Consider the following 5,477-nt stretch of genomic DNA (forward strand, 5'->3'; position numbering starts at 1 on the left):
CCCATTCCGAGCCGTACTCGGCCCGCTGCTCCACCACCATACGAACCGCCCGCTCGCGGACTTCAGGTGAAAATTTGTTGGTTGTCTTGCTCATAACGGATGCTCCTTCTCACAAGTTGGAGCCTCCTGGAAACCCGGGGCGCTTCAGTTATCCTTGTGCGAGCTTTCGCGCCTGCGATGGTAGTTGTGCCTCTGCTTGGGCGTCTGGCAATGACGGCCGGCGACCGCCCCGAACCATCTCCTCGATCCAGGTAAGCAACAATTGGTTGTAGGCGCGCCTCCCGCCTTCATCCCTCAGCGAATGATCAGCGCCTTTCAGAATACGATAGCTCAGCGAATTGCTGTTGTGGAACGCAGACATGTAAGAGCTGATGGTCGTGTGCGGCACATAGTCGTCATGCTCCGATTCAATAATCAGGACATCGCCGGCAAACCGCTCGCAAGCGGCCAGAGCCTTGTCTTCCCGGCCCGTTCTAAAGCGCGCCCTATAGGCATTGATGAGATCGCGGTCGAGTTTGGCCTTGGGCACATCCCAGTGCTCGTCCGGATAGAGCGCAGGAACGCGAAGTGCCAACCAATTGACCGGTCGAGCCGCAGTTAGCAATGCCGCGAGATAGCCACCATAGCTGGTGCCAACGACTGCAATCGCCGACGGATCGACCTGGTCCTGCCTGACGAGATAGTCATAGGCCGCCGTCACATCTGCAAGACCGTGCGACCGGGTGACGACATTGCGCTCTTCGGCATGTCTGGCATGGCCTCGTAGATCGAACGTGAAGCAGATGCAGCCCAACTGGGCGATCTCTTCTGCTCTTACCATGTCCTGTTCGCGCGAGCCGCCCCATCCATGAATGAAAAGAATGCCTGGGACCAGCTTGTCGGGCGACAACAAGGTTGCTTCCAGGCTTTCGCCCTCGACCTCAAAGGATAGCTGACTGCCTGTCATTCCAGCTCCATCACATATTTTGTCATCGGTCCTGCCACAGGATCGACACCGCTATAATAGATTATGCTGCCGTTTGGAGCGGCATCGACCTCGCCATAAATCTCCATCGACATGCATGTCACAGCCGACCGGCCGGGATCACGCGCCAGGGCTTCGAACGCCGCGATCTCCGCGCCGCTCGCGCCGCCGGCACGCCAACTCTGCTCGAGCACGCCGATGCGACATTCCCCGTAGGAGGTGACGCCCGCGGCGACATCGTAATTGCGGCGAGACGCCAGCAAATCCGGATAGATTCGCGAGACGATAGCGTCATAGGCGATCGCTTTATCGATCCCCTGCTGTAGTTCGTCAGCCAGACCCAGGCTCGCAAGCCGCTCTAGACTGCCCCTCACGACATGAAGGGTTGAGCCGCCATAGACAGTCGCGCCACTGTTGTTGGTGGTGAGCCGCTGCGTGCCCCAATAGGAAATCGCCTCGCCAAAAAGGCGGGTCGTACCGACGCTGTAGGTGACGACATCATCGAGATTCTCCTCGATCACCACGCCGTGCTTCGAAATTGCAGGCTCGTCGAGCTGGGCCATCGCTTCGTCCAGTTCCTTGACGGACGTAGCGACGAACTGGCCTAGTCCGGCAGTGGCCTCGACCTCCTTCAGACGGATCGCCGTGCGCCCGAGCATATCAAGAGCGGCGGCGCGGACCGCATCGAGAGTGAAGGCCGACCAGCCCGAAAGAACGTGAGGAGCAAGAGCCAAGCCTAGTTCATGGTGCCATCCGGCGGGAATTGGAGGGTCGTCTCCGAAGGCCGAATGTGTGATGATCTTGCTCCCAACAAAGGGAAACGGCACCACGCCACCGTAGATTTGGCTCTCAGTTTGGATGCCCAGTTTTCTTGCCGTCGACAAGTCGATCGTGCCTGTCGGAATGAACAGCGTGTCCGGCTGGCCACCCAAAAGCTGTTGGTCGATAGAAATGTCGTGATCGACAAATTTTGCCTCGCCGAGCCGGGCAATCCTTCGGGCAAGCTCGCTCCGTGAGGCCTTGTCATGTTCATTGTTCAGGGCGCTGGATTGGGTGGGATGGATCTTCACAAAATGGGTCTGATGCGAGCGTGTCATTGGGCCTCACAGACTTAGAGGGGGCTGCCGAAAGGTAGTCTTACCAACAACCCCATGGTCAGACATTATATCCCTGATCTCGATAACCAGGCTTCCCTGGTCTGCAGCTTCATATGAAGACAGGGTCAGCACTTTTTCTTAATGGTGCGCCACCAAGGCAGTTCGCCACTCAAATGCCCTTGGGGGCATGCCTTTTGATGTCTTTGAACTTGTAATGCTTTTGGCGAATCGTGGACTGAATGGGATGGCAACCACGGTGTCGCAGATGCTTGGCATTCAAGAATGCGACGGCTGCTGTCCGGTTAGCCGACGGTCCGCTCTTGGAGAGCAAAACTGGCCGCTTTATTTTTTGAATGGATCGATTTCGACTGGCATCGACCGCCTTTACGTCAGCCCGCGCCCTGGTGCCAAGTTCCACTACAAGCTGCAACGGTACGTCAAGCTACACGATCTTCTTTTGACGCTGAAAACCAGTGATCATGTGTCGGTCATCTTCGAGCTCGCCGACAAGCCCCGGCGCAAACGGAAGGCTTAGCGCTTGTCTTCAGGAAGGCTCGCATACCATTCCGCATAGGGGCCCGTGCGCGCGAGATGGCGGTTGAGGTCAGGTGCGCCATCGTCCCACCAGACCGGGCCGCGTTCGCCAAGCGCCACTTTAGCGCGATTGACCGCTTCATGTGCGACTGTCTTGCCGGTGTGATCGGCCTTGCGCCTGGCTGCGCCGACGGCACGGCGTGCATTCATCAGCTCCCTGACCAGACGTTCGCGCACTTCCGGTTCTAGCGCCGGATTGCTTGCGCGCCAAAGCCGCCCACGCACCACGAAGTAGCGCCCGTCCGGTGTGGTTGGATAGGATTGTCCGCTCACGATAGGTGGCCCTTGTCCGACAGGCTGCGGAAGGTAATGGACCAACGCGGGATCTCCAAGGGCACTATGCTATGTTCCCAAGCGTGGCGCACGTCGCCGGACAGATGATAGATGGAGCGCGGCGGCAGCATGACCTTGGCGCGCTCGAACCCGGCGGCGTTCCGACGGCGGAGGCGCAGAACGGCCTCACTGCCGAGCGAGATGCCCACGACATGCTCGAACACCGGCCTGTCCTTATGCCAACCGATGCCCGCACCGGGATCGTAGCGGATCAGCAGTGCCTGGACGAGATCGTCTGCTGCCAGTCCCGCAAAGGCAGCCGCGCGCCCTCGCACGTCGAGGAGCCAACGAGGCATCGGCTCGGCGGGCGCGAAGCGGACATGTTCGAAGTCGTAATTCCAACCATAGGAATAGGTCAGGCGCTTGCCAGTCCATTGCTGAAAACGGAAGGGTGTGAGGTCGGTGCCGTCGATGTGCGCTATGAGGGCAGCTTCCTCCGCTTTGGTCAGCACGTCGTCACGCATCGCGAGCCCAGGAACGGCAGGTGTGTCGAACAGATCGAACATCGCGTTCATCCAAGCCATCGCGTGGCGGCGCAGGGGGCGATCGGATTCATGTCTCTCCTAGTCATATAGGGTCTACTGCCACCGATTGCAGGGGCGCAGCCGTTTGCAGCAGGCCGCCTCGGGTCCGCATCTGCCGGACAATCCCGTTATAGGCTGCATGCATGCCTTGGCTCCGGCCGATCTCATGATCGGACCCTGCCGCATCCCAGAAGGCCACCAGCCACTCGTCGGGGCAATGACCACGCAGCACCCAGAGCGCCAGCGCGCCCCCGCGAGTGCGCGCCTGATCTTTCATGGCCGCTGCCTCGCGTAGGACATCGAGCGCGCGCATGATCGTGCCTGGGGAGCTTGCCGTCATGTCAGTGAAAGTCATGGCTGCGGATGGGCAGGAGCTCATCCTGTGGGGCACGCGTCGTGAACGGCGGCGGCGACAATGTGCGGCCGCTCAGGAATGCCGGATCACGCGGATCAGGACCACCGCCATGCGAAGCGCCGTCGCCCCGGCCCGGTGCAACGGTGAACTCCATCCGTCCGATCGAGCGCAGCATCGCATCATGATCGACAATGCGATCGCATATGATGTGAATGACCTCGCCCTCCTTTTGCAGCCGCCCCCGCATCGCGATCATCGAGGCCGACATGACCTGGCGGCGATAGATCTCGAACCGATCAGGCCAGAGGATCCCCTGTGCGACGCCGGTCTCATCCTCGATGGTGACGAAGAGGACGCCTTTGGCCGAACCCGGACGCTGGCGCACAAGTATGACGCCCGCCAACTCAACATTGCTCCCGTCGCGGATCGAAGGAAGGTCACCACAGCGCACGATCCGCATGGCGTCGAGTTCGGCGCGCAGGAATTGCAGCGGATGGCCGCGTAGCGAAAGCTGGGTCGAGCGATAATCCTCCACCACCTCGCGGCCGGCGCTCATCGGCGTTAATGTGACATCGGGTTCCTGTCCCTCGGCCGAGAAGTGACCGGCGCGGGCATCGGCCGCTGCGAACAGGGGCAGGGGCGCTTCGCCCAGACCCTTCACCTTCCACAGCCCCTGCCGCCGATCCTGCGCCAGGCAATGGAACGCGTCGGCCTCAGCCAGGCGCTCGATCGCGGCGCGGGGCACCTTGGCGCGGCGCCAGACATCCTCGACGCTTTCGTAGGGTGCTGGACCACGCGCGGCGACGATGGCCGCGCCATGAGCATTGGCTAAACCACGCACGCTGCGGAACCCCAAACGCACCGCCATATAGCGCCCGCGCATCTTCTCGAGCGTGCAATCCCAATGGCTGTGGTTAATCGACACCGGCCGGACGTCGACCCCATGATTGCGCGCGTCCCGCACGATTTGGGCGGGTGCATAAAAGCCCATGGGTTGGCGACTAGTATCATGGCCTGCGAGACGTCGATGCGCTTCTCGTAATCGCGGACCAATCGGCGCCATCGGATCATCCAGCCAAAGGTCCGCTCGACGACCCATCGTCGGGGCAGAACCTTGGCCCTGCTGCTGATCGCTGCGTCGAATGACTTCGACGACGAAATCCAGATAGCTTGCCTTGTCCATGAGTTTGAGGCGGTCATAGGCGCCATCGGCGAAGAGATGTTTGATCCAGGGCCAGCGTTTGCGGATGCCATCGAGGATGGTCTGGGCGCCCGCGCTGTCCGAAATGTCCGCAGTGGTCAGATTGACCATCAGCAGCCGTCCATCGGTATCGACGGCGATATGCCGCTTGCGCCCGACAACCTTCTTGCCTGCGTCGAACCCGCGCTTTTCTGCCGATGGTGCCTTGACCGACTGGCTGTCGATCACTCCTGCGCTCGGACTGGCCTCTCGCTCTTGGCGGTTAGCGTCCGCGCTCGTGGTGTAATTTCCGGTGTAGATTGAGGCGATCGCATGGGTGGGGCATGCCCCACCCATGCGAATTCGATCTCGGTGGCCACCGGGCTCATCGGTAAGGTGGAGTTACCACACTTCACACGCCCACCGAGGA

The 5,477-nt window shown here is 60.7% G+C and carries 6 protein-coding genes and 2 pseudogenes; 1 reads left to right on the plus strand and 7 read right to left on the minus strand.

Going from position 1 to position 5,477, the window contains the following annotated elements:
• Positions 1–148: 148 nt before the first annotated feature.
• Both F4U95_RS24275 and F4U95_RS24280 read right to left on the minus strand, forming a co-directional pair.
• Positions 149–946 (minus strand): alpha/beta hydrolase family protein, encoded by a 798-nt coding sequence (locus tag F4U95_RS24275; RefSeq protein ID WP_120252916.1) that lies wholly within the window; start codon positions 944–946, stop codon positions 149–151.
• Positions 943–2,061, minus strand: coding sequence for a DUF3182 family protein (locus F4U95_RS24280; RefSeq protein WP_120252917.1), 1,119 nt, complete (start codon positions 2,059–2,061; stop codon positions 943–945). The genes F4U95_RS24275 and F4U95_RS24280 overlap by 4 nt, the downstream gene beginning before the upstream one ends.
• A 187-nt stretch (positions 2,062–2,248) precedes the next feature.
• On the opposite strand from F4U95_RS24280, the gene F4U95_RS24285 reads away from it, so the two are divergent.
• Positions 2,249–2,596 carry a hypothetical protein gene (locus tag F4U95_RS24285; RefSeq protein WP_145986299.1) on the plus strand — a complete coding sequence of 116 codons (348 nt, stop codon included), beginning with the start codon at positions 2,249–2,251 and terminating at the stop codon, positions 2,594–2,596.
• Here the strand turns inward: F4U95_RS24285 and F4U95_RS24290 are convergent.
• From F4U95_RS24290 to F4U95_RS24310, 5 genes and pseudogenes are all read right to left on the minus strand, one after another.
• Positions 2,593–2,928: a hypothetical protein gene (locus F4U95_RS24290; RefSeq protein WP_120252919.1), complete on the minus strand. Its 336-nt coding sequence runs from the start codon at positions 2,926–2,928 to the stop codon at positions 2,593–2,595. The genes F4U95_RS24285 and F4U95_RS24290 overlap by 4 nt on opposite strands.
• The gene (locus tag F4U95_RS24295) at positions 2,925–3,494 is read right to left on the minus strand and encodes an alpha-ketoglutarate-dependent dioxygenase AlkB (protein WP_232016193.1); all 570 of its coding nucleotides are present in this window, start codon (positions 3,492–3,494) and stop codon (positions 2,925–2,927) included. The genes F4U95_RS24290 and F4U95_RS24295 overlap by 4 nt, the downstream gene beginning before the upstream one ends.
• 61 nt (positions 3,495–3,555) lie before the next feature.
• Positions 3,556–3,867, minus strand: a complete 312-nt coding sequence (locus F4U95_RS24300; protein WP_150443170.1) for a hypothetical protein — start codon at positions 3,865–3,867, stop codon at positions 3,556–3,558.
• Positions 3,854–4,864, minus strand: a pseudogene (locus F4U95_RS24305) (helix-hairpin-helix domain-containing protein); the annotation flags it as partial. The gene F4U95_RS24300 and the pseudogene F4U95_RS24305, both read right to left, overlap by 14 nt.
• Positions 4,864–5,338, minus strand: a pseudogene (locus F4U95_RS24310) (IS5 family transposase); the annotation flags it as partial. The pseudogenes F4U95_RS24310 and F4U95_RS24305, both read right to left, overlap by 1 nt.
• Between the last annotated feature and the right edge of the window lie 139 nt (positions 5,339–5,477).

The sequence above is a fragment of the Sphingobium limneticum genome (genome assembly GCF_008710165.1).
GTDB lineage: Bacteria > Pseudomonadota > Alphaproteobacteria > Sphingomonadales > Sphingomonadaceae > Sphingobium > Sphingobium limneticum.